Origin of the sequence: Gilliamella sp. ESL0405 (genome assembly GCF_019469205.1) — a bacterium.
Classification (GTDB): Bacteria; Pseudomonadota; Gammaproteobacteria; order Enterobacterales; family Orbaceae; genus Gilliamella.
This window is the reverse complement of sequence record NZ_CP048265.1, coordinates 641,640-661,292: the sequence shown is the minus strand read 5'-3', so window position 1 is coordinate 661,292 and position 19,653 is coordinate 641,640. Positions and strand designations below refer to the sequence as shown.

The 19,653-nt window shown below is 37.3% G+C and carries 16 protein-coding genes and 1 pseudogene; 4 read left to right on the top strand and 13 right to left on the bottom strand.

Features of this window, described 5'->3' with window-relative positions; all coding sequences use genetic code 11:
- Positions 1-3 precede the first annotated feature (3 nt).
- From ubiB to ribE, 6 genes and pseudogenes are all read right to left on the bottom strand, one after another.
- Positions 4-1,515: pseudogene (gene ubiB / locus GYM74_RS03010) on the bottom strand (ubiquinone biosynthesis regulatory protein kinase UbiB); the annotation flags it as partial.
- A 14-nt stretch (positions 1,516-1,529) separates the two neighbouring features.
- A complete protein-coding gene (gene ubiE / locus GYM74_RS03005) occupies positions 1,530-2,306 on the bottom strand; it encodes a bifunctional demethylmenaquinone methyltransferase/2-methoxy-6-polyprenyl-1,4-benzoquinol methylase UbiE (protein WP_220219018.1) in 777 nt (258 codons plus the stop codon).
- 62 nt (positions 2,307-2,368) lie between these two features.
- Positions 2,369-3,304 (bottom strand): multifunctional transcriptional regulator/nicotinamide-nucleotide adenylyltransferase/ribosylnicotinamide kinase NadR, encoded by a 936-nt coding sequence (gene nadR, locus GYM74_RS03000; RefSeq protein WP_220219017.1) that lies wholly within the window; start codon positions 3,302-3,304, stop codon positions 2,369-2,371.
- Between the two features lie 127 nt (positions 3,305-3,431).
- Complete coding sequence (locus GYM74_RS02995) at positions 3,432-4,484, bottom strand: TrmH family RNA methyltransferase (RefSeq protein ID WP_220219016.1); 1,053 nt, start codon at positions 4,482-4,484, stop codon at positions 3,432-3,434.
- A 21-nt stretch (positions 4,485-4,505) separates the two neighbouring features.
- Positions 4,506-4,916 carry a transcription antitermination factor NusB gene (gene nusB, locus GYM74_RS02990; RefSeq protein WP_366518656.1) on the bottom strand — a complete coding sequence of 137 codons (411 nt, stop codon included), beginning with the start codon at positions 4,914-4,916 and terminating at the stop codon, positions 4,506-4,508.
- A 13-nt stretch (positions 4,917-4,929) separates the two neighbouring features.
- Entirely contained in the window at positions 4,930-5,400 is a 471-nt protein-coding gene (gene ribE, locus GYM74_RS02985) for a 6,7-dimethyl-8-ribityllumazine synthase (RefSeq protein WP_294832750.1), read from the bottom strand.
- A 398-nt stretch (positions 5,401-5,798) separates the two neighbouring features.
- On the opposite strand from ribE, the gene lpcA reads away from it, so the two are divergent.
- Both lpcA and GYM74_RS02975 read left to right on the top strand, forming a co-directional pair.
- Positions 5,799-6,374, top strand: a complete 576-nt coding sequence (gene lpcA, locus GYM74_RS02980; protein ID WP_220219014.1) for a D-sedoheptulose 7-phosphate isomerase — start codon at positions 5,799-5,801, stop codon at positions 6,372-6,374.
- A 1-nt stretch (position 6,375) separates the two neighbouring features.
- A complete protein-coding gene (locus GYM74_RS02975; RefSeq protein WP_220219013.1) occupies positions 6,376-7,155 on the top strand; it encodes a class II glutamine amidotransferase in 780 nt (259 codons plus the stop codon).
- Here GYM74_RS02975 and mdtH read toward each other — a convergent pair.
- The 6 genes from mdtH to pncB all read right to left on the bottom strand — a co-directional run bounded on the left by mdtH (position 7,133) and on the right by pncB (position 14,569).
- Positions 7,133-8,344 (bottom strand): multidrug efflux MFS transporter MdtH, encoded by a 1,212-nt coding sequence (mdtH, locus tag GYM74_RS02970; protein ID WP_220219012.1) that lies wholly within the window; start codon positions 8,342-8,344, stop codon positions 7,133-7,135. The genes GYM74_RS02975 and mdtH overlap by 23 nt on opposite strands.
- Positions 8,345-8,803: a methylglyoxal synthase gene (locus GYM74_RS02965; protein ID WP_220219011.1), complete on the bottom strand. Its 459-nt coding sequence runs from the start codon at positions 8,801-8,803 to the stop codon at positions 8,345-8,347.
- 136 nt (positions 8,804-8,939) lie between these two features.
- Entirely contained in the window at positions 8,940-10,079 is a 1,140-nt protein-coding gene (locus GYM74_RS02960; protein WP_220219010.1) for a porin, read from the bottom strand.
- Between the two features lie 319 nt (positions 10,080-10,398).
- Positions 10,399-11,505, bottom strand: a complete 1,107-nt coding sequence (locus GYM74_RS02955) for a porin (RefSeq protein WP_220219009.1) — start codon at positions 11,503-11,505, stop codon at positions 10,399-10,401.
- A gap of 304 nt (positions 11,506-11,809) precedes the next feature.
- Positions 11,810-13,213, bottom strand: coding sequence for an asparagine--tRNA ligase (gene asnS, locus GYM74_RS02950; RefSeq protein ID WP_220219008.1), 1,404 nt, complete (start codon positions 13,211-13,213; stop codon positions 11,810-11,812).
- Between the two features lie 162 nt (positions 13,214-13,375).
- Complete coding sequence (gene pncB, locus GYM74_RS02945; protein WP_220219007.1) at positions 13,376-14,569, bottom strand: nicotinate phosphoribosyltransferase; 1,194 nt, start codon at positions 14,567-14,569, stop codon at positions 13,376-13,378.
- Between the two features lie 155 nt (positions 14,570-14,724).
- Here pncB and pepN point away from each other — a divergent pair, with 155 nt between their 5' ends.
- Entirely contained in the window at positions 14,725-17,361 is a 2,637-nt protein-coding gene (gene pepN, locus GYM74_RS02940; RefSeq protein ID WP_220219006.1) for an aminopeptidase N, read from the top strand.
- A gap of 1,054 nt (positions 17,362-18,415) precedes the next feature.
- Positions 18,416-18,748: a rhodanese-like domain-containing protein gene (locus GYM74_RS02935; protein ID WP_220219005.1), complete on the top strand. Its 333-nt coding sequence runs from the start codon at positions 18,416-18,418 to the stop codon at positions 18,746-18,748.
- 31 nt (positions 18,749-18,779) lie between these two features.
- Here the strand turns inward: GYM74_RS02935 and GYM74_RS02930 are convergent, their stop codons facing one another.
- Positions 18,780-19,628, bottom strand: coding sequence for a MetQ/NlpA family ABC transporter substrate-binding protein (locus GYM74_RS02930; protein ID WP_220219004.1), 849 nt, complete (start codon positions 19,626-19,628; stop codon positions 18,780-18,782).
- Between the last annotated feature and the right edge of the window lie 25 nt (positions 19,629-19,653).

The following is a 19,653-nucleotide window of genomic DNA, read 5'->3' as shown; positions in this document are numbered from 1 at the left end:
TAAAGTACTCACAACAGCAATGATACAATATAAATAACGTTGGCTTTTCTTATTGCGTTGTAATTGTTGATTGATGCTGACTAATTGTTGATTAATCTGCTTTGTGATTCGTGATTGATCATTCAATTTTGCCGGTAAATTGGGTAAAATTGCCCGCCATTCCGGCAGTGAAGCCCAGGCTTGTTGTAAGATCTTTTTGGCACTGTATTTATCTTCATACCATTTTTCTAAAAAAGGTTTGGCTGTTTGCCACAAATCCAATTCAGGATATAACTGACGACCTAATCCTTCGATATAAAATAACGTTTTTTCCAGCAACGTTAATTGCGGCTGAATGTCCATTTCAAACTGACGGGCAACTTGAAATAAATCCAATAATATTTGTGAGAACGAAATCTCCACCAGTGGTTTTGCAAAAGCCGGTTCGCACACATTGCGCATCGCCATTTCAAGCGCAGCGGGATCGGTTGTCTCCGGTACCCAGCCCGATGCGATATAAGTTTCAGCAATCTTACGATAATCACGATTAAAAAAGGCCAGAAAATTTTCAGCTAAATAGCGCTGATCTTCTTCAGTTAGAATGCCAACAATGGCACAATCAATACCAATATAGCGAGGGTTTTGCGGATCGGTGATATCAACAAATATATTGCCCGGGTGCATATCTGCATGGAAAAAATTATCCCGAAATACTTGTGTAAAAAAGGCTTGAACACCACGCTCGGCGAGTAATTTCATATTAACGTTATTGCGTTTTAGCTCATCAATATTGGCAATCGCAACGCCTCTAACTCGCTGTTCAACTAAAATCGTTTTACGAGATAACTCTTGATAGATGTAAGGAATATAAAGAATATCGCTATTAATAAAGTTTTCACGCAGGCGAATAGTATTATAAGCTTCTTGCTGTAAATCGAGCTCTTTAAGTAACGTTACTTCATAATTATTAACAATTTCAACCGCACGCAACCTTTCACCAAATTTGATGCGTTTAGTTAGCTGTCTTGCCACCCAATACATCAATCGAATATCGGATTGAATCACGGGCAGAATATTCGGTCGCAACACCTTAATCACTATTTCAGCTTGACTACTTTTTAATGTCGCAGTATGTACCTGCGCAATGGACGCTGAAGCTAATGGAATTTCATCAAAATCGGAAAAATAGGTATCAATCGGCTTACCAAGAGCAGACTCAATGAGTTGTTTCGCTATCTTCCCGTCAAAAGGTGGGACTTGATCTTGCAACTTAGCCAGCGCATCGGCAATATGCTTAGGTAATATGTCACGCCTTGTCGAGATCATCTGCCCGAACTTTATCCAAACTGGACCAAGTTCGTGAAGGGCTTGACGTAAGCGTTCGCCAATTGGTTGATGTTTCGCTTTCGGTCTGACCCAAAATAAGCAGATCAATAAAAATCGCAGCCATTTGGATGACTGATGAGCGGGCAACAACTCATCTAATCGATAAGCCCGAAAAATTGCCAGTATTTTATAAAGTCGAAAAAATGTCATGATGTTTTATCGTATTAAAATTTGAAGCCAATATGTAAAGCGACAATGCCACCGGTCATATTGTGATATTTCACATCAACAAATCCGGCATCTTCCATCATCTTTTTCAACGTTTTTTGATCCGGATGCATTCTAATTGATTCAGCTAAATAGCGATAACTTTCTGAATCATTTGCCACCAACTTGCCCATTAATGGCAGCATGGTAAAAGAATACAAATCATACGCTTTATTTAAGATTTGATATTGAGGTTTGGAAAACTCAAGAATTAATAATCGTCCGCCCGGCTTTAGAACTCGCCACATCGAACGCAAGGCTTTCTCTTTATCGGTAACATTTCGTAAACCAAAAGAAATAGTAATACAATCAAAATAGTTATCGGCAAACGGCAATTGTTCAGCATTTGCTTGCACATATTCAATGTTTTTAAATAAGCCTTTATCACGTAACTTATCACGACCAACTTTTAACATCGATTCATTGATATCGGCAAGCACAACTAAGCCATCATCACCGACTAACTGGGCAAATTTAGCGGTTAAGTCACCGGTTCCACCAGCGAGATCGAGAACTTTTTGACCTTTACGGACACTGCTATACTCAATGGTGTTTTTTTTCCAGATACGATGAATCCCAAATGACATCAAATCATTCATTACATCATATTTATCTGCAACCGAATGAAAAACTTCTGCTACACGTTTGACTTTATCTTGTTTTAAAACTTGGGTATAACCGAAATCGATTTTCTCTTGATTATTATTATCTTGTTTATCAGAAGATTGAGACATAAAAATACACCTATCGTAAAGATTTAGGGTATTTTAGCATAAGCATTAATAAATGTGATGAACTAAATCAATAATGACTCAACCATTTTCGTCACCGTTTCAAAATGCTCTAAAGGTGAGCTATTTGCGGGTAAATCTGACTCATGTATGACTAAATCAAAAGGACAATTGATTTTTAAATCTCTTAACGCATCACTTTGTTTATTGAAAATCTGATAGTAGTTTTTCGCTAAACTATCAAAATCAATCGAGGTAAAGACCAGTTTATTGGCAGTTTCGACCGCTTTCGCCACACGTTCAACATGAAGCATAGCTATTCGCATATAATCATTTTCACTTAAATAACGCTGATGTTGCGGTGTGGTTATTTCGCGTTGAATGTAATTAATATAGCCATTAGAAACATATTGAGTATTGTATATATTGGCAAGCTGAAGGGGTAAATCGTTAAATTTACCTTGTCCGATAATAGCGACTTTTTTAACGAAAAAAGGTTTAGCCGCTTTTGCAATGAAATTCCAATTTTTATAAGGATTTTCACGAATTTTTGTCGCACTAATATTAACAAAATCACGATCGGCATCGACAATCACAACCGGACAGCCAAAATAGTGTTCATGATTTTTAGCATCTTGCGGCTCACTGGTAAACACGACGGTAGGTTCAATTTTGTGCTCAGCTAAAATATGTTTAACACGATCGCTCCAATCTTGCCAACCATTGGGATAATATTCAATACCGGCTTCATCTAAAATATGTACATGAATATTGTGACGATCTTTGAAGGTTTCTTGTAACCAAGAAAAGCGATCGTAGACTTGCGGTTGTTTTGGTAATTGGCTTTTTTGAAAAAGGAGTTTATCACGTTCAGCCTCGCAGCCAAGGATAATATGCAATTCATCAACTTGACTCATCGCTTTTTCAATCAGATAGATATGACCACAATGTAAAGGATAGAACTTACCAAAAATTAAACCAACTTTATGTTTCAACACCATAATGATTACCAGAACAGAATAACTAGCTACCAATGTACAGAAAAAATAACCATTTTCTATTCAAATGATGCTATTTAGAAATATTAAATGACAAAAAAGCTAATCCAACTCATCTGCAACATAAACACTACTGATTTTGCAGATGTGATAATACAATCCCTGTAGCAACTGAAATATTGAGTGCAGGCATATTATCATTTCCTTTAAGATGAACAACTACATCAGCACAATTAACTAATTTTAAATTAATTTGCTGGAAAATGACCAAAGCAACTTTTTGATTAAAATGTGCTTTATGTAGCTCAGTTGATGCCATTGATTTAACCTGACACGGTAATAGCGCAACAACTTGATAGCCATGTTGTTTTAATAGATCTAACGAAGCAATAAAATCATCACTTTTGATTGATTCAACCGCTTCAATACCCCCTTCGGCAACCCGCATAGCTGCACCACTATCGAGTAAATTGGTTTGACGTAACATTACACCATTTACATCAAAAAAAGCCGCACTACGAATCAAGCCACCTAAGTTATGAGGATTATTCACATCATCAATAGCCAAAAGGCAATCTTGAGTTTTATCACTTTGTTTAGCTAAATAGTCAATTAAACTAAGTGGAACACGTTTTTTTACAATTAAGCACACACCACCGTGATGAGGAGTCTGGGTAATTTTAGTGATTTGCTCAGATGATACAACATCATAGCCCAAACGCTGCTTGACTAACCAATTAATTAAATCTTTAAATTGATAAGTCATCTCTTGAGTAATGAACAGTTTGACTATCGCTAAACGACGATGTTTAAACACCGCTTTACAACTGTTTTCACTATAGACTAAAGACTCTTCTTTACGTTGACGATACTCATCAAACCCAAAAGTCGGAGTCTGCTCATTATTACGAACTTTCTTTTGCCATGGTGAATCATTTAAATCATATTGAGATTGATCGGATCGAGCTTTGTTATCTGGTTTTCTGCCACTAACATTAGGTCGAAATGTTTCAATGCGATCATTAAAATCACGTTTGCTTCTTGAATTAGACTGAAAAGAATCTTCCCTATGCTTATTTCGGCTATTTTTCGATTTCTCTTTAGTCGCAAAAGAGTGTTTTGGATTCTCTTGTTTTTTAGCATAGTAAACAGTGGGTTTATTTTTTTCAGTATTATCGTTCATATTTGTCTCAATATTGTTCAGTTAGCGAGTACGTATAGTGGGTGCAATTTTATCTAAAACACCATTAATAAATTTATGGCTCTCTTGAGCGCCAAACGTTTTGGTTAGATCAATAGCTTCATTAATCACAACTTTATATGGCACATCATGACGTTTCATTAATTCATAAAGTGCAATTCTTAAAATGGCTAACTCGACTTGCCCTAACTCATCAACACTACGTTCGGTCAAATAAGGTGACATTTTTTCATCGAGTTCAGCGGTGTTTTTAGCCACACCACTAAGTAACTCTCTAAAATATTTGGCATCAACACCTTTCATATCTTGCTCAGCCATAAAACTTGCTTCAACATCAGCAAGATCATTGCGTGAAATTTGCCAAGAGTAAATTGCTTGAACGGCACACTCTCTTGCACGGCGACGAGGATTCACTAACGCCACTAAATTACTCCTTAATTGCTTTAATAATATTTAGCATTTCCAGTGCAGTTAAAGCAGCTTCAGCGCCTTTATTACCGGCTTTAGTGCCTGCACGTTCAATAGCTTGTTCTATACTTTCAGTTGTTAAAATACCAAACCCTACCGGAATTGAAAAATCTAAACTGGCACTTAATAAGCCAGAACTTGACTCACCGGCAACAAAATCAAAATGCGCAGTACTACCACGAATCACTGTGCCTAAAGCAACAATAGCATCATATTTTTTTGATTGTGCTGCGGCTTTAGCAGCAAGTGGAATTTCATAAGCGCCCGGAACCCAAATTACAGTAATATTTTTATCATCAACTTGCCCGATACGGGTCAATGCATCAACAGCGCCATTAACTAAACTGTCATTAATAAAATGATTAAAACGAGCGACGATTATAGCTACTTTAGCTTTGGGAGCCGCAACTTTACCTTTTACTGTTTGCATATCAATTCCTTATAGATTAATTTTAAATGCTATTTAACTCACAATTATCTAATTACCACTTATTTAACTATTACGGTAAGCGAAAATAATCTTGCTATTTTATCACAATTTAAAGGCTTGTCCTATTAGGATATAACGCTACAACAACGTTTTAATAAATAATTTTTTGAAAATTGATCGATAACATTTAACCAATCAAATCATTTTATTTTTGGAAAAAGAGTAAGGCAAAAATAACAGCTGTTTAACTCTAGGATTTTTCTCAGAAAAATTATGCTTAAACGTAGGTTGTTTCTGAAAGTTCTTGACAAGGATAGACATTTTATTTTTTATCACTTGCAAGCTATTTTGAACGATTTACAATACTAAACAGAATTTCTATTTATGAGGTTATATTAATGTACATTGATAATATTCGTGATGAGTTAAACCAAGCTATTGACGTGTTAGCCAATTTTGTTTCGGATAATAAAAATCTTGAACAAATTCAGCAAGCCGCTATTTTAATTGCTGATAGTTTTAAACAAGGCGGAAAAGTTTTATCGTGCGGAAATGGTGGTTCTCATTGTGATGCAATGCACTTTGCTGAAGAATTAACCGGCCGTTATCGTGATAACCGCCCTGCCTACCCGGCCATTGCCATATCTGATGTTAGCCATATATCGTGCGTAGGTAACGATTTTGGTTTCGATTATATCTTTTCTCGTTACGTTGAAGGTGTTGGACAAAAGGGCGATGTGCTGTTAGGTATTTCAACTTCCGGCAATTCAACAAATGTACTAAAAGCCATCGAAGCGGCAAAACAAAAAGGCATGAAGATTATCACCTTAACCGGTAAAGATGGTGGAAAAATGAATGGACTGGCTGATGTCGATATTCGTGTACCACACTTTGGCTATGCCGATCGAGTACAAGAAATCCATATCAAAGTTATCCATATTCTTATAATGCTAATTGAAAAAGAGATGGCTTAAAATGTGCGAACTATTGGGTATGAGTGCCAATGTACCAACCGATATCTGTTTTAGCTTTACCAGTTTAATCAAACGTGGCGGCGATAAAGGGCCCCACAAAGATGGTTGGGGCATCACTTTTTATGAAGGAAAAGGCTGCCGGACATTTAAAGATCCGGAGCCATGTAGCTATTCGCCTATCGCTAAAATGGTACAAAACTACCCAATCAAATCCACCGCAGTTATCGCCCATATCCGTCAAGCGAATCGGGGTGGAGTGGCATTAGAAAACACCCACCCTTTTACTCGACAATTATGGGGGAAAAATTGGACATTTGCTCACAATGGTCAATTAACCGATTATGAAAGCTTAGACAGGGGGATTTTTGAACCGGTAGGCATGACCGATAGCGAGTATGCTTTTTGCTATTTGATCAATCAATTACTTAAAAAATATCCGGAAAAACCGACTGATGATATCAAACTTTTTAATGACATTAGACAGTGCGCTGATGAGTTAAATAAGCTAGGGATATTTAATATGTTACTGTCTGACGGACAATATGTTTTTGCTTATTGTTCAACCAATTTACATTGGATCACTCGCCGAGCACCATTTGGTAAAGCAAAATTGATTGACGAAGATGTGGAAATTGATTTTCAAAAACATACCACACCTAATGATGTGGTCACTATTATTTCGACTTTGCCATTAACTTCGAATGAAACATGGCATAAATTAAATACCGGCGATGCGATGTTATTTAAAAATGGTGAGATTATCCAATCTTCCTGGTCTTAATACGTACCATAGGTTGTTCATCTTTAAATAGATATTGTAAATAACCCAAAGTCAGCAAGCCGACAAAGGTTAGGACTATCCATGGAAGATGCGGGAAACCTATCGCCTGCGCAACATCATATAACCAGCCGGCACCGGTATAGCCAATAAATCCGCCTAAAGCTAAGCCTAATCGACTAAATCCCATATAGCTTCCTTTTGCTTTCGGATTGGTTAATACTGTTGATAGTGTTTCTCTCGCAGGTTCAGCAATAATTGCCCCTAAATAAAACAGTGCAATAAGAGACAATAAGATAGATAAATGATGCGTAAAGCCAATGATAATAAAGGCAAAAGTCATCAGAAACAGACCAAATTTAAGTCTTTGATCTAATCGAAAATAGCGCTCACTTAATCGCGCCAATGGATAAAGTAACACTAATGATATGCAAGCTTGAATGGCATACATCCATTTGACATAACCAGGACTGCCCGACACATTGGTTATAGTTAAAGGCAACATCAACATGATCTGCACCCAAAGCACATAATAACCGGTCAAGGTCAACACATAACGGGTAAATTTGCGATCTTTGACAACCATTTTCATCCCATTGATAATGGGCGCTTTACCAATTGCGATATGGTAGGCCGGCAAATAGATAACATTAAAAATGCCACATAAGAAAAAGATAAATGCGCCGCACCAACAGACCAGATGAAAATCATAATCGATCAGCAAACCGCCTATTAAGGCACCTATCACCGCACCAGCATTATCTTGTATCATTAGCAAAGAGATAAACTTGCCACGCTCATGCGGTCGAGTAAATTTAATGGTTAATCCCATACGTGGCGGATCAAACAATAAACCGCCAAGTGCCGAGAGCAAGCACGATAGCAGTAATAACCATGGTTCGTTGGCAACTGCCATAGAGATAAAACCAATGGAGCGCAAAAACATACCGGTGACGATCATTGGCTTAGCGCCAAATCTATCGGCTATGGCACCGCCAATAATACCAAAGCCTTGTTGTACAAATTGCCGAAATCCTAAAGCAAAACCGACAAATAATGCACTCCAGCCTACTTGACTGACAAAATGAGTCGAAACTAGCGGAAAAACGACATAAAATCCTAATACGATAAATAAATTATCAAATAATAATATTTTTCGACCGGTTTTACGGATTTGCGAAGGAATTGGCATCTATTTGACTCTTTGCGCTAAATAACCTTGATAGTCCGGGATCTCTATTTCGACCTCTTGAGCAAAAATAGATGATTGTATTAAAGCGTTAGCTGTTGCTTGATTAGTCGCCACCGGTATATTCCAGACGGTTGACAGGCGAAGCAACGCCTTAACATCGGGGTCATGCGGAACAGCATTAAGTGGATCCCAAAAAAAGATAAGAATGTCGATTTTACCTTCTGCAATTAAAGCGCCTATTTGTTGATCCCCGCCCATTGGTCCACTTAACATAGGGGTAATTTCAAGTCCCGTCTCTTTTTTAATTAAAGTACCGGTAGTGCCGGTGCCACATAAATGGTGATGAGTCAGTTCATGATAATTTTTCTTGCACCATTCAAGCAGTGAATCTTTTAAGTGGTCGTGAGCGACTAAAGCGATACTCTTTTTGGCAGGTAATATACGGGTGGTTAAGCGCATTGATTTTATCCTAATCTATTATTATCTTTGCAATTTTTAACAGAGTATCGACGAAAGTGCAAGAAATATTTGATTAAAATAAACCCAATAAAAAAGGCACCGAAGTGCCTTTTATTTGATAGCAAATTGCAATCAATTAGAATTGGTAAATTAAACCAAGTGCTACAGTATCTTTTGTTGTAGCTTTGATTTGTGATTTGCTAAATGTGCTGTCATTATATAAAGCACGACGAGCACCGATATCATCTTTATCTAACAAGTTGATTTTATAATCGATAAGAGCTTGTAAGTTTTTGTTGAAGTCATAAGTTAAACCAACATCAACATATTTTGCTAAGTCATTACCTTTAAGACCAGCATCGCTTGAATAACGAGATGCATCGCTTACTTTGTGTTGAATATAAGCAACAGATGGTGTTAAACGACCCACTTCGAAGTCGATACCATATTGTGCAACAAATTCATAACCTTTGGTTTTTAAATCATCAGCATTAGTTGACGCTGATCCATTATCCCAACCATATTTTTGTTTGCCTTGAATATATAATGCAGCTAAGTAAAGGTTATCATTGGCATATTTAACACCAGCAGACCAAGCTTTAGCATCTTTATGACCACCAGTTTGTGCATAACCGGCACCAACTGATAAACCAGTTTCTAACACATCCCAATCAACCACGGCACCCCATGCTTCTGCACTATTGTGGCCATTACGATCGTGTTTATTGAAACGACCAGTTGAACTATTATCACCATTATCCGCATACTGAACAGCAAAACGAAGACCGTCTACTAGACCGAAGAAGTCAGAGTTACGGTAAGTTGCAACCGCTTTAGTACGTGCAGTTAATGCATAAAGATTGTTATCAGAAGCATCACCACCAAACTCAGGTAAAACGTCAGTATAAGAAGTTAAGGTTTTTAACACACCGTCATTACGACCATAATCGAATGAACCAAGGTCACCAAAGTTTAAACCGGCGTAAGCATAACGAGTTTCGTTATCTGCATCAGCACCTGTTTTTGCTTCGTATTCCCAACGGCCATAACCACTTAAACTGTCAGTAATTTGAGTTTGACCAGACATACCTAGACGTGCAGTAGTTTTGTCGCCTTCGCCTGTTTGGTTGTTACGATCAGTAATATAGTTTAAGGCATAAACTCGACCATAAAAGTCAACTTTATTACCGTCTTTATTCCACACTTCGATAGAAGCGCCAGCAGTACCTGCAATTAAAAGCGCAGGAATAGCGATTGCTAATAGATTACGTTTCATTTTGTTACCCTCTTAGGTATTTTATTATTGAAGATGCAAATTACTTTGCTCTCGATTTAATAAATAACTGCTAGCTAATAGCAATTATATTATTACTGTGATATCTATTCTTAATATGTAGTATATAGATTTTATTGTACACACTATCTATTTAACAATGATAATTAGATTAATTCTGCGAATTTACGTTTATTTTAATCTTAAATATCAAATTTTTTAAGCATAAAATGTGTTTTTGTTTGAAAAGATTAATAGAAGGCGAAAAAAAAGGCACCGAAGTGCCCTTTTTATTAAGTTTTAAGAATTAAGTCTTAAGCAATTAGAATTGGTAAATTAAACCAACACCTAACACATCTTTAGTACCTGGTTTGTTTTCATGTTTACCACGTTGTACTTTAGTGTTTTCAGCTGCACCAACGTCTTTACGATCAAGTAAGTTGAATTTGTATTCAACAATTGCGCTGAAGTTTTTGTTAAGATCATAAGTTGCACCTAAAGATACATATTTAACTAAAGGTGAGCTATGTGAATTATCGTGGAAACGTAAATGATCACCGCTTACTTTATGATAAACATAAGCTAAAGATGGAGTTAAACGACCCACTTCTAAGTCGAAACCATATTGAGCAACTAATTCAAAACCTTTAACTTTAAGATCTTCAGTTCCATCACGATAATCTACACGATTTTTTAACTTGCTTTGGAAGTAGTTAGCACCTAAATATAAATCGTAGTTTTCATATTTAAGACCAGCAGCCCAAGTATTATGACGGTAGTAGCTTGAAGATGATTGAGCATAAGCTGCACCAGCAGTTAGACCAGTGTCAAAAATACGCCATTGAGCGTTAGCACCGTAAGCTTCTCTTGATCCACTATGGATAGCGTCTTTTGTATTTGAGTTATCACCATTGTCTGCATATTGAAGAGCAAAGCTGAAGTCGTCAGATAAACCGAAGAAGTTGTTGTTACGGTATGTAGCAACGGCTTTAGTACGTGCAGATAACACATTCCAGTCGTTGTTAGCTGCGTCACCACCAAATTGTGGTAATACGTCAGTGTAAGCAGTGATTGCTTTAACTACACCGTCATTACGACCATAGTCGAATGAACCTAAATCACCGAAGTTTAAACCAGCAAATGCATAACGAACTTCGTTATGTGAATCTTTACCTGCTTTAGCTTCGTATTCCCAACGGCCATAACCAGTAAGGCTGTCAGTGATTTGAGTTTGGCCAGACATACCTAAACGAGCTGAAGTATCATCACCTTCACCAACTTGTCCGCGATCAGTAATGTTGTTAGCTGCTTTTACTCGACCATAAAAATCAACTTTATTACCGTCTTTGTTCCAAACTTCGATAGATGCATTTGCGCTAGCTGCTACTAAAAGCGCGGGAATAGCGATTGCTAATAGATTACGTTTCATTTCTTACCCTCATGGTTATTTTCTAAAAAGACACGTCCCATAAGTTTAGTGTCAATTTCATTACAATAATTCATCCAAAAATAATAATTCGATTATTATTTTTATGTACTTTATTCAAGTACTGTAAATTATGTATAAATTTTTTTTAAAATCAAGTGAACTTTTCGTTAAATGCAGTGTCTAAGTCTAAAATATCGACCGTTTGATTACTTTTTCAACTATTTTTACAAATTTTACAAAAATCAAATTACACTACAATAAGTTAGATTAAATAAACCGGCAATTTTGCCGGTTTATTTTTACGTTAAAAATGCGCATTACGTGGTGTTCTCGGGAATGGGATCACATCCCTTACATTTTGTACCCCGGTTACATAAACAATCAGTCGCTCAAAACCAAGACCAAAACCAGAATGAGGTACAGTGCCATAACGACGCAAGTCACGATACCACCAATAATCTTCTTTTTTCAGCCCCATTTCATCCATACGTTTATCTAACATGTCTAAACGCTCTTCACGTTGTGAACCGCCAATGATTTCACCGATACCGGGCGCTAACACATCCATTGCGGCCACCGTTTTGCCGTCATCATTCATGCGCATATAAAACGCTTTGATATCTTTCGGATAGTTTTTTACCACTACCGGCGCTTTAAAATGCTGTTCAGCTAAATAACGCTCATGCTCCGACGCTAAATCGATACCCCAACTCACCGGGTTTTCAAATTTCGCCCCACAGTTTTGTAAAATGGTAATTGCATCAGTGTAATCAACTTGAGCAAAATCGGCATTAATAAAGCTTTCAAGACGATTAATTGCCTCTTTATCGATATGCTGAGCAAAAAACTGCATGTCATCAGCGCGTTTTTCAAGCACCGCTTTAAATACATACTTAAGCATATCTTCAGCAAGTTTAGCGTTATCATCAAGATCAGCAAAGGCGACTTCCGGCTCCATCATCCAAAACTCAGCTAAATGGCGGGTTGTGTTGGAGTTTTCAGCTCTAAAAGTTGGACCAAAGGTATACACTTTTGACAATGCACAAGCATAAGTTTCAGCATTTAATTGCCCCGATACGGTTAAAAATGCTTCTTTACCAAAAAAGTCTTTATCAAAATCAACTTTACCGCTATCCGTTTTTGGCAGATTTAACATATCGAGCGTGGACACACGAAACATTTCGCCAGCCCCCTCGGTATCCGATGCGGTAATAATCGGAGTTGAAAGCCAAAAAAAGCCTCGCTCATCAAAGAACTGGTGGATAGCTTGCGCTAAAGTATGACGTACACGAGTAATCGCACCAACAATATTTGTTCTGGCTCGTAAATGGGCAACTTCACGTAAATACTCAATGGAGTGACGTTTTGCCGCCATTGGGTAAGTTTCCGGATCGTCAACAAAACCATAAACTTCAACTTGCGTAGCTTGCAGTTCATATTTTTGACCTTGCCCCGGTGATTCAACCACTTTACCGGTGACTTTGACTGAACAGCCAGCAGTTAGGCGTAAAATATCTTGTTCATAATTTGCCAGATCTTTTTCAATAACAGCTTGGATAGAATCAAAGCATGACCCGTCATAAACAGCTAAAAATGAAATGCCGGCTTTAGAATCACGTCGGGTTCTTACCCAACCTTGTACAGAAATAGTGCTCCCAACAGCAATTTTGCCTTGAAGCACGTCAACAATAGGTGCAACTGAATTCATTTTAATTATCCATCTCTATATTAATTTATCTATTCATCATAATTTAAGTAATCGTGTTTTTGCTAAATGATGTTTCGCAACTTGATTAAGTAAGCACCCAAATAAGTTGATATGCAAAAAACGTAATTACTGATTTTTTTGACATTAACATAACGTTAATTGTCAATGCTTAACCCTAAAAGTACGCTTTAATTCATCGATAAAAGCTTGGTCTTGCGATATGGTTTTACCGGGACTGTCCGATAATTTAGCGACTGACTGACGATTACACTCAGTCAATTTTATAACAATATTTAAGGCTTTCGTATTTACCACTGTCGAGGGAATATCACATGCCAGATGACCGCCGATGCCAAAGGCCAATTTTACTCGCTGATTAAAATGCTGGTAAATTTTCAGCGCTTTATCAAAATTGAGGCTGTCAGAAAAGACTAATAACTTACTTTTAGGATCGATACCCAGCTGCTGGTAATGGCTGATCGCCTTTTCACCCCATTGAATCGGATCACCCGAATCATGGCGCAGTCCTTGATAGCGAGAGGCAAAATGCCAATCAAAATCCCGCAAAAACGCATCCATGGTAATACAATCGGTTAAAGCCACCCCTAAATCATTAGGATACTCATCTAGCCACACCTGTAGCGCAGTTTTTTGACAATCTGGTAAAGACGGACTTAAACGCTGATGCGCTTGAAACCATTCATGCGCTTGCGTACCCACCGGCGTCAGCCCTAAACGATAAGCCAATAAATAATTACTGGTACTATGAAAATTATCAAAATGGTCTTTTAAATAACCGATAACGGCTTCTTGCACGGCAAATGAATAGCGACGACGTGTACCAAAGTCCATTAAATTAAACCCGGACATATCAATATTTGCCGTTTGCTGGTTAAATATTTCCAGTTTGTCTTTCAATCGATCTATTGCCTCAGCTACGCCGATATGAGGCGAACGATCATGATGGACAATTTCGCTGATAACCGCCAGCAGTGGCACTTCCCATAAGATCACATCTAACCATTTGCCTTCAATTCGGATAACTAACCGGCCATTTTCATTGCGAATAGTTAATAAATCGCTATTAAATCGCCAATTTTTTAACCAATTCAAATAGTCAGCTTGAAAAAAAGAGATGTTGGACAAATAGTTAAACTCATCATCAGTGAGAGTTAATGATTCCATTAATTTAACTTGATGCTTTATTTGATCTGCATAGTGGCCTAATAAATCATCACTACGGCATCGAAATTCAGCAACCACAGTCGCATTCGGATAGTGATGAAAAACAGCTTGTTGCATATGCAATTTATAAGCATCAGTATCAAGTATTGATGTAATTATAGCTGGTAACATGTGAATCTATTATCAGTACATTTATAAAATTGCAAAGATTATAGCAGAATAATAGTGAAGAGATAGATCAATTATCTAATAAGATTATTTTTATTAGGCTATACTAGTAAACTAAATTGAAGATTAATTGTGTTTGATTAATAAGGTTAATAATAATGAGTACAAACAAACCCCATACCCAACCAACGGCAAAATATCGTCTGGATTATAAGGCGCCGGATTTTACCATTACTGACATCGATCTTGATTTTAATCTGTCAGCCGACATTACAACTGTAACCGCTCGTAGCCGGGTTATCCAAAAAAATGCACAAGCAAAAGATTTGGTGTTAGATGGCGAAGATTTAAAATTAGTCTCTATAAATATTGATGAACAACCTTGGACAGATTATCAAATCACCGATAGTGGCATCATTATTCATCATGTTCCTTCAGATGAATTTACCTTAACAATTGTTAATGAAATTAAACCGATTGATAATACCGCACTGGAAGGATTATATGTTTCCGGCGAAGCGCTATGTACACAGTGTGAAGCCGAAGGCTTTCGCCACATCACTTATTATCTGGACCGACCAGATGTCTTAGCCCGTTTTTCAACTCGAATCACAGCCAATAAACAACAGTATCCTTATCTGCTTTCCAATGGTAATCGCATTGCTCAAGGTGAACTTGCTGACGGACGTCATTGGGTACAATGGCAAGATCCGTTTCCAAAACCAGCTTACTTATTTGCCTTAGTTGCCGGAGATTTTGATATTTTAAAAGATGAGTTTATCACTCGATCAAATCGTAAAGTCGAGCTTGAAATTTACGTTGATAAAGGTAATTTAGACCGTTCGCACTGGGCAATGACCAGTTTAAAAAATGCCATGCGCTGGGATGAAACCCGATTTGACTTAGAATACGATTTAGATATTTTCATGATTGTGGCGGTTGATTTTTTCAACATGGGCGCAATGGAAAACAAAGGACTCAATATCTTCAATTCTAAATATGTATTGGCCAAACCACAAACCGCCACTGACGATGATTATATCGGCATTGAATCGGTCATTGGTCATGAATATTTTCATAACTGGACAGGCAATCGGGTCACTTGTCGGGATTGGTTCCAACTAAGTTTAAAAGAAGGCTTAACCGTATTTAGAGATCAAGAGTTTACTGCCGATCAAGGATCAAGAGCGGTTAAGCGTATTGCCGATGTCAAACTACTGCGTACAGTACAATTTGCCGAAGATGCCAGCCCAATGTCGCACCCTATTCGTCCGGATCAAGTGATTGAAATGAACAATTTCTACACCGTCACCGTCTATGAAAAAGGGGCTGAAGTTATTCGCATGATGCACACCCTATTAGGTGAAGAGAAATTTCAAGCCGGAATGAAACTCTATTTCAAGCGTCATGACGGCAGCGCAGCGACTTGTGACGATTTTGTCGCCGCAATGCAAGATGCTTCGGGTATTGACTTAACGCAATTTAAATTATGGTACAGCCAATCGGGCACACCGCAATTAACCATAACCGATAGTTATGATGCAAACGCCAAACAGTACACCTTAACCATTGAGCAAACAACCCCAGCGACGCAAGATCAAGCACAAAAAAGCCCGCTGCATATTCCGGTTGATATCGAGTTGTATCAACATAATGGCGAAACAATTGCCCTGACACATAATCAGCAAGCGATTAATCATGTATTAAATTTAACCGAAGCCAAACAACAGTTTGTTTTTGATAATATCGAGCAAAAACCGATTATTTCACTACTCCGAGATTTTTCCGCACCGGTTAAAATGCACTATGATTATCAAGATAATGACTTAATTTTCTTGATGCAACATGCTACCAATGCATTTAGTCGTTATGATGCAGCACAAATATTGTTAAATAAATATGTACAAACCAATGTTGAAAATTACCAACAAAATAGAGCGCTAACCCTACCGGATGCTGTCGTTGATGCTTTCAGAGCGACGCTCTTGTCTGAATCAACCGATCCGGCGTTAATTGCTCAAATCATTACACTACCTTCAGAAAACGAATTGGCAAATCTGTTTAACATCGTTGACCCAATTGCCATTTACCAAGTCCGCCAGTTTTTATTGACTCGTTTTGGCAATGCGTTATATGACGAATTAACAGCCGTTTACCGCCATAATAAACTCGACAATTATCGAATAGAGCATAACGATATCGCTAAACGATCTTTAAAAAATGCCTGTTTGATGCTACTCGCTTATTCAAATGAGCGCGCACAAGTCAATCAGTTAGTTAGCCAACAATATTATCAGGCTAATAATATGACCGATTCAATTGCCGCACTATCGACTGCGGTCAAAGCGCAGCTTGATTGCCGGCAAGAACTTTTAGCCGATTTTGACAATAAATGGCACCAAGATGGTTTGGTTATGGATAAATGGTTATCGTTAAACGCAACCAGTCCGGACAAACATGTCCTGTCAACGGTTAAAAAACTGCTTACCCATCGCTCGTTCACGCTCAGCAATCCAAACCGGATTCGTTCACTCATCGGTGCTTTTGTGAATAATAATCCGGTTGCATTCCATGCGACTGACGGTAGTGGTTATCAATTTTTAGTTGAAATTTTGACAGAACTAAATCAAAAAAATCCACAAGTTGCAGCAAGACTAATCGATCCATTAATCAGATTGAAACGTTATGACCAACAACGCCAACAACAAATGCGCAAAGCACTGGAATCATTGCTAAAACTGGACAATCTATCAAAAGATTTATTTGAGAAAATCAGCAAAGCGCTAGCGGCATAATCCCCCCTATCTCATCATGTTAATGATTTAGCATGATGAGATCATGGCGTGTAAAACCAGGGTTTTATACTAAAACATAGGTATTTTCTGAAACTTCTTGACAAGAATTATAATGGATTTACCCCAATAATTAAGGCAAAGCCCAACACCGACAGGGCTTTTAACTGAATTAAAATAGAAAGATAAGTATTACTGATGCAATAACAGAAGCTATTGTATTTTTACTTAAACACAGGTATTTTCTGAAAGTTCTTGACAAGAATTAAATTGAATTTAACCCAATAATTTAGACAAAAGCCTAACACTGACAGGGCTTTTAGCTGAATTAAAATAGAAAGATAGTATTATTGGTGCAGTCACAAAAGCTATTGTGTTTTTACTTAAACATGGGTGTTTTCTGAAACTTCTTGACAAGAATTATAATGGATTTACCCCAATAATTAAGGCAAAGCCCAACACCGACAGGGCTTTTAACTGAATTAAAATAGAAAGATAAGTATTATTGGTACAGTAATAAAAGCTATTGTGTTTTTACTTAAACATGGGTATTTTCTGAAACTTCTTGACAAGAATTAAAAGGAATTTAACCCAATAATTAAGACAAAAGCCCAACACCGACAGGGCTTTTAGCTAAATTAAAATAGAAAGATAAGTATTATTGGTACAGTAACATAAGCGTTATTACTTTTTTTACTTAAACATGGGTATTTTCTGAAACTTCTTGACAAGAATTAAAAGGAATTTAACCCAATAATTAAGACAAAAGCCCAACACCGACAGGGCTTTTAGCTGAATTAAAATAAAAAGATAGTATTATTGGTGCAGTCACAAAAGCTATTGTGTTTTTACTTAAACATGGGTATTTTCTGAAAGTTCTTGACAAGAATTAAAATGAATTTAACCCAATAATTAAGACAAACACAGACAGGGCTTTTAGCTGAATTAAAATAGAAAGATAGTATTATTGGTGCAGTAACAGAAGCTATTGTGTTTTATACTTAAACATAGGTATTTTCTGAAACTTCTTGACAAGAATTATAATGAGTTTGACATAATGAATAATATAAACACACTAACAGCTACCGAGCTTTCTGAAAAACTAAATCAGAAAACTCCGTTATTTTTACTTGATGTACGCGAGCCTAACGAAGTTGCGATCTGCGCAATTGCGGGGGCAACTCATATTCCGATGAATTTAATTCCACTTTATCTTGATCAAATCCCCGATGAAATTGATATTGTGATCTATTGTCATCATGGTGTAAGAAGCCTGAATGTTGCCAACTATTTAGCTGAGAATGGTTTTGAAACTCAACACCTTTACAATCTAAGTGGTGGGATCGATGCGTGGGCGTTAACCGTTGATAAGCTGATGCCAAGATATTAAAACGCCCGTAATGCAACGGGCTTTAACTTGACTATTCTTGTGGCATTACCCAATAACCGTTTTGATTATGGGTTTTCATATAATCTTTAAATTGTTGCGATTGATAAATACGCTTCACATCTTGAGCCCACTGGCTATTTTCATTACCGCCATTTACCACAACCATGATTTCTAAATCCGGAATAATGGTTTCTGATAATAATGCGGTTTTTGAATCAATATTGGCTGAATAGACAATACTGCCGGGTATAACCGCAAAATCGATTTCATTAAGCACCCTAGGAATATTCGCCGAATCCATTTCAATAATTTCAATACCGGCAATATTTTCCGCCACATCATTTTTACTGACAATAATCGGATTACTGTTCGGTTTCAACTTTATCCAACCGGCTTTTTCAAGCAAATTATAAGAGCGGGCGGCATTTGATGCATCTTGTGGTATAGCCACTTTAGCGCCGGCAAAAACCTGATTTAACGAAGTATATTTATTAGAGAATATCGCCGCCGGCACAGAAGGAACATGCACAACAGGTTTTAAATTCGCTTTACGCTGTGCATTAAACACATTCATATAGGCGGTGTGTTGTGCCACAGTTAGATCGATACTTCCTTCACTTAAGGCAACATCTGACTCTAACAAATGCGGAAAGTTAACCAATTTTACTTTATATCCTTCAGATTCAAGGATCGGTTTGACGGCATCTTTAAAAAGGTCATTATAAGGACCGGGTGAGACGCCCATACTGATCTCTTTTTTCGTTTGATTATCGGCTTTTCCCGATGAGTTATCACATGCACTGATTAAAAATATTGTACTAAATAAAGCGACCACGGCTGCACGCTTAATAAATGTTTGTTTGATAAATCCCGCTTTCATTTGAACAACCCTCAACAGTCTAAAA

Excerpts from the sequence above, each read along its gene's own strand:
- ubiE (WP_220219018.1), bottom strand. The coding sequence starts at position 2,306 with ATGTCTCAATCTTCTGATAAACAAGATAATAATAATCAAGAGAAAATC.
- GYM74_RS02975 (WP_220219013.1), top strand. The coding sequence starts at position 6,376 with ATGTGCGAACTATTGGGTATGAGTGCCAATGTACCAACCGATATCTGT.
- GYM74_RS02935 (WP_220219005.1), top strand. The coding sequence starts at position 18,416 with ATGAATAATATAAACACACTAACAGCTACCGAGCTTTCTGAAAAACTA.
- GYM74_RS02955 (WP_220219009.1), bottom strand. The coding sequence starts at position 11,505 with ATGAAACGTAATCTATTAGCAATCGCTATTCCCGCGCTTTTAGTAGCA.
- lpcA (WP_220219014.1), top strand. The coding sequence starts at position 5,799 with ATGTACATTGATAATATTCGTGATGAGTTAAACCAAGCTATTGACGTG.
- asnS (WP_220219008.1), bottom strand. The coding sequence starts at position 13,213 with ATGAATTCAGTTGCACCTATTGTTGACGTGCTTCAAGGCAAAATTGCT.
- pncB (WP_220219007.1), bottom strand. The coding sequence starts at position 14,569 with ATGTTACCAGCTATAATTACATCAATACTTGATACTGATGCTTATAAA.
- pepN (WP_220219006.1), top strand. The coding sequence starts at position 14,725 with ATGAGTACAAACAAACCCCATACCCAACCAACGGCAAAATATCGTCTG.
- mdtH (WP_220219012.1), bottom strand. The coding sequence starts at position 8,344 with ATGCCAATTCCTTCGCAAATCCGTAAAACCGGTCGAAAAATATTATTA.
- GYM74_RS02965 (WP_220219011.1), bottom strand. The coding sequence starts at position 8,803 with ATGCGCTTAACCACCCGTATATTACCTGCCAAAAAGAGTATCGCTTTA.
- GYM74_RS02960 (WP_220219010.1), bottom strand. The coding sequence starts at position 10,079 with ATGAAACGTAATCTATTAGCAATCGCTATTCCTGCGCTTTTAATTGCA.
- GYM74_RS02995 (WP_220219016.1), bottom strand. The coding sequence starts at position 4,484 with ATGAACGATAATACTGAAAAAAATAAACCCACTGTTTACTATGCTAAA.
- GYM74_RS02930 (WP_220219004.1), bottom strand. The coding sequence starts at position 19,628 with ATGAAAGCGGGATTTATCAAACAAACATTTATTAAGCGTGCAGCCGTG.
- nadR (WP_220219017.1), bottom strand. The coding sequence starts at position 3,304 with ATGGTGTTGAAACATAAAGTTGGTTTAATTTTTGGTAAGTTCTATCCT.
- ribE (WP_294832750.1), bottom strand. The coding sequence starts at position 5,400 with ATGCAAACAGTAAAAGGTAAAGTTGCGGCTCCCAAAGCTAAAGTAGCT.